The organism is Cellulomonas septica (assembly GCF_012396155.1).
In the GTDB taxonomy this organism is placed as follows: domain Bacteria; phylum Actinomycetota; class Actinomycetes; order Actinomycetales; family Cellulomonadaceae; genus Cellulomonas; species Cellulomonas septica.
Genome location: NZ_JAAXOY010000336.1, coordinates 1 through 3,889, shown reverse-complemented (window position 1 = coordinate 3,889; position 3,889 = coordinate 1). Strand labels below are relative to the sequence as shown.

Here is a 3,889-nt window from a genome sequence, read left to right as displayed (position 1 = left end):
CACCGACTGCAGCGCACCGCCCGAGACGCCGAGCGCGGCCCCGACGAGCAGGCCGGCGAGCACCCGCGGGGCGCGCGACGCGACGAGGACCGCGAGGGTCTGGTCGTCGCCGGGGTCGACGACGCGCGACCAGTCGGGGCGGAAGTCGTCGAGCGTGACGCCCGCGTCCGACCCGTCGGCCGGTCGCACCGGCGTCGAGAGCAGGTCCGTCACGGGGAAGAGTCTGTCCCATCGCTGCGCCGCGGTGAGGTTGCGACATCGCCCCGAGACGGAGGCACCGATGTCGCCCCCTCGGGACGACGTCGCACACCGGACGTGCGGCAGCGCGCAGGGCACCGCAGGCGTGGCCGCGGCCGTGCGCCGGGTGGGGGAACGGTCAGCCGCCGCGGTTGGGGGGTTCGAAGTGGATGCCGTCGTGGCCCGCGCGCTCCTCGGCGCGGATCACGTGCATGACCGCGTTGATGAGCGCCAGGTGCGTGAACGCCTGCGGGAAGTTGCCCAGGTGGCGGCCGGTGCGGGTGTCGATCTCCTCGGCGTACAGGTTGAGCGTCGACGCGAACGACAGCAGCCGCTCGCACAGCGCCCGCCCGCGCTCGACCTCGCCGATCTCGACCAGCGCGCTGACCAGCCAGAACGAGCAGATCGTGAACGCGCCCTCCTCGCCCTCGAGCCCGTCGTCGGTCTCCTCGACGCGGTACCGCAGGACGAGGCCGTCGACGGTGAGCTCGTCGGCGATCGCGAGGACCGTCGCGCGCACGCGCGGGTCGTCGGGCGGCAGGAACCGCAGCAGCGGCACGAGCAGCAGGGACGCGTCGAGCGCGTCGGACCCGTACCGCTGCACGAACACGCCGCGGGAGTCGACGCCGTTGCGGCAGATGTCGGCGTGGATCTCGGCCGCGAGCTTGGCCCACTGCTCGGCGAAGTCGTGCTCGTCGTGCATGCGCGCGAGCCGGGCGCCGCGGTCGAGCGCGACCCAGCACATGAGCTTCGACGACGTGAAGTGCTGCGGGTCGCCGCGCACCTCCCAGATGCCGCGGTCGGGCTCGTGCCAGTGCCGGATCGCGGCCTCGACCTGCAGCTTGAGCACGGGCCACAGCGACTCGGGCAGCTGCTCGCGCGACTTGGCGTGCAGGTACACCGAGTCGAGCACGGCGCCCCAGACGTCGTGCTGCTGCTGGTCGTACGCCGCGTTGCCGATGCGCACGGGCTGCGCGCCCTCGTAGCCGGACAGGTGCCCGAGCTCCGACTCGTCGAGCCGGTCCTCGCCGCCGACGCCGTACATGATCTGCAGGTCTTTGTTCCCGCGGCAGACGTCGTGGATGAACGCGAAGAAGTCGTTCGCCTCACGGTCCAGGCCGAGCGTGTAGAGGCCCCACAGGGCGAACGTCGAGTCGCGGATCCACGCATACCGGTAGTCCCAGTTCCGCTCGCCGCCGGGCGTCTCGGGCAGCGACGTCGTGGCCGCAGCGAGCAGCGCGCCTGTCGGCGCGTACGTCAGACCCTTGAGCGTGAGCGCCGACCGCTGCAGGTACGTGCGCCACGGGTGGTCGGGGAAGACGCCGAGCGTGATCCACTCCCGCCAGTACTCCTGCGTGCGCCACGACATGTCGGCCGCCTGCTCCCATGTGCGCGGCGCGGGCAGCGGCGACCACGACAGCGCGACGAACGCCTTGTCGCCGTTCGACATGCGCGTCCGCGCCGACGCGGCCCGGCCGTCGACCCCGAGCCGCAGGCTCGACGTGAGCGTCAGGCTCAGGTCGCCCTCCTCCTGCGGCACCGTCCGCACCGCGTGGTAGTCGGCACCCGTGTACTCCCACTCGGTGTGCCCACGGCCGTAGTCGAGCGCCGGCTCGCACTCGACCTGCAGGTCGACGGTCCCGCTCACGCACGTGATCGTGCGCAGCAGGATGTGCTCGGCGTCGTCGTCCGTGGGCGTGCGGCGGTGCGTCGCCGAGCGCTCGGTCGTGTTGTGCCAGGGACCCATGACCATCGCGTCGCGCACCACGAGCCAACCCGTCGGCGTCTGCCACGTCGTCTCCAGCACGAGCGTGCCCGGGAGGTAGCGGCGCGCCGTCGGGACCTGGATCCCGTGCGGACCCACCCGGAACGAACCGGCCGCGCGGTCCAGGATCGACGCGAACACGCTCGGCGAGTCCGGCCGCGGCACGCACATCCACTCGACCGCGCCCGCCGGCGAGATCAGGCAGTTCGACTCGCAGTCCGACAGGAACGCGTAGCTCGCGATCGCCGGGAACGCCGACCGGTGCTGCGAGTCCGAGCCGTGGTGCGGGCGCGTGAGGGCGACGTCGGCCCGCGAGGGGGCCTCGGGCGGGGGCACGGGCGTCATGTCCTCAGCGTCGTCCCGTGCGGTGTCGCTGTCGCCACGAGCGTGTTGCGGTCGTGTGACGTGCGCGGACGTCGCCGCCCGCGCGTGCGGCGCTCGCAGGCTCCGACCCTCGCGCGCCACCCGCTCAGCCTCCGTCGACCGCCGCGACCGCGCGACGCACCGCCTCGACCGTCGCCGCCACCTCGGCGCCGTCGGTCGCCCAGTTGCTCACCGAGAACCGGACGACGTCCCGGCCCTGCCAGTGCGACGTGTACGCGTACGCGACGCCCTCCTCGCGCAGCGCCGCCGCGACGGCCTGCGTGCGTGCGCCGTCGCTCAGCGCGACGCACACCTGCGTGTAGACGACGTCGTTGACGACCTCGACGCCGTCGATGCGCGCGAGGGCGTCGGCCAGCGTCGTCGCGCCGTCGGCGAGCCGCTCGACCAGCGCCGCGACGCCCTGCCGCCCGAGCCACGCGAGCGTCGCCCACACGGGCACCCCGCGCGAGCGACGCGACATCTCGGGGACGGTCTCGTGCGGGTCGCTCGTCTCGGCCGCGACCAGGTAGCTCGCGCGGATGCCGAGCGCGGTCCGCGCCGCCTCCCGGTCGGCGACGATCGCGATGCCGCTGTCGTAGGGCACGTTGAGCGTCTTGTGCGCGTCGGTCGCCCACGAGTCCGCCGTCTCGTACCCGTGCGTGAGGTGCGCGAGGCGCGGTGACGCCGCCGCCCACAGCCCGAACGCGCCGTCGACGTGCACCCACGCGCCAGCCTCGTGCGCGGCCGCGACCGCCGCGCCGACGTCGTCGAACGCGCCGGAGTGCACGTTGCCCGCCTGCAGGCAGACGATCGCCGGCCCCTCCCCGTCGGCGAGGGCGTCCGCGAGCGCGTCCACCGCGATGCGTCCCTGGTCGTCGGACGGCACCAGCCGCGCCGCCCCGAGCCCGAGGTACCGCGCCGCGAGGTCGACCGACCCGTGCCGCTCCGCACCCGCGACGAGCCGCACGCGCGGCGCACCCGTCAGGCCCTCGGTGTTGACGTCCCAGCCCGTCTTGCGCAGCACGTGCTCACGCCCCGCCGCCAGCCCGACGAGGTTCGCGGTCGTCGCGCCCGTCACGAACCCGACCGCCGACGCCGCGGGCAGCCCCAGCAGGTCGAGCAGCCACTCGCCCGCGAGGTCCTCGACGGCCGTCGTGCTCGGGGACGAGTGCCGCATGCCGCCGTTCTGGTCCCACGTGCTCACCAGCCAGTCCGCGGCCAGCGCCACCGGGTACGTGCCGCCGATGACCCAGCCGTAGAACCGCGGCGACTGGCTGGCCAGCAGCCCCGGCTCGACCGCGTCGGCGAGCCGGTCGAGGACCGCGCGCGGGTCCTGCGTCGACTCCGGCAGCGTCCGCCCGAGCGCGTCCTTGACCTCGCCGACGTCCGCCGCCGGGGGGATCGGCCGCTCCGGCACCTGGTCCAGCCACTCGACCGCCCGGTGCCGGGCGGCGTCGAGGAGGTCGCGGTAGTCGTCGACCGGGGACATGGGCACCGCCGTCCGTGGAGCGCCGCCCGCCCGGG

3 protein-coding genes are annotated in these 3,889 nt (G+C 74.4%); all 3 read right to left on the bottom strand.

The window, feature by feature from the left end:
• Positions 1-213, bottom strand: a 213-nt coding sequence (locus HGA02_RS21470; protein WP_343035466.1) for an iron chelate uptake ABC transporter family permease subunit, incomplete at its 3' end; no start/stop codon positions are given.
• Between the two features lie 163 nt (positions 214-376).
• Positions 377-2,347: a glycoside hydrolase family 15 protein gene (locus HGA02_RS12730; protein ID WP_168679323.1), complete on the bottom strand. Its 1,971-nt coding sequence runs from the start codon at positions 2,345-2,347 to the stop codon at positions 377-379.
• 124 nt (positions 2,348-2,471) lie between these two features.
• Complete coding sequence (locus HGA02_RS12725; protein ID WP_168679322.1) at positions 2,472-3,854, bottom strand: pyridoxal phosphate-dependent decarboxylase family protein; 1,383 nt, start codon at positions 3,852-3,854, stop codon at positions 2,472-2,474.
• Positions 3,855-3,889 lie beyond the last annotated feature (35 nt).

Coding starts and splice junctions, on each gene's coding strand:
- HGA02_RS12730 (WP_168679323.1), bottom strand. CDS start 2,347: ATGACGCCCGTGCCCCCGCCCGAGGCCCCCTCGCGGGCCGACGTCGCC.
- HGA02_RS12725 (WP_168679322.1), bottom strand. CDS start 3,854: ATGTCCCCGGTCGACGACTACCGCGACCTCCTCGACGCCGCCCGGCAC.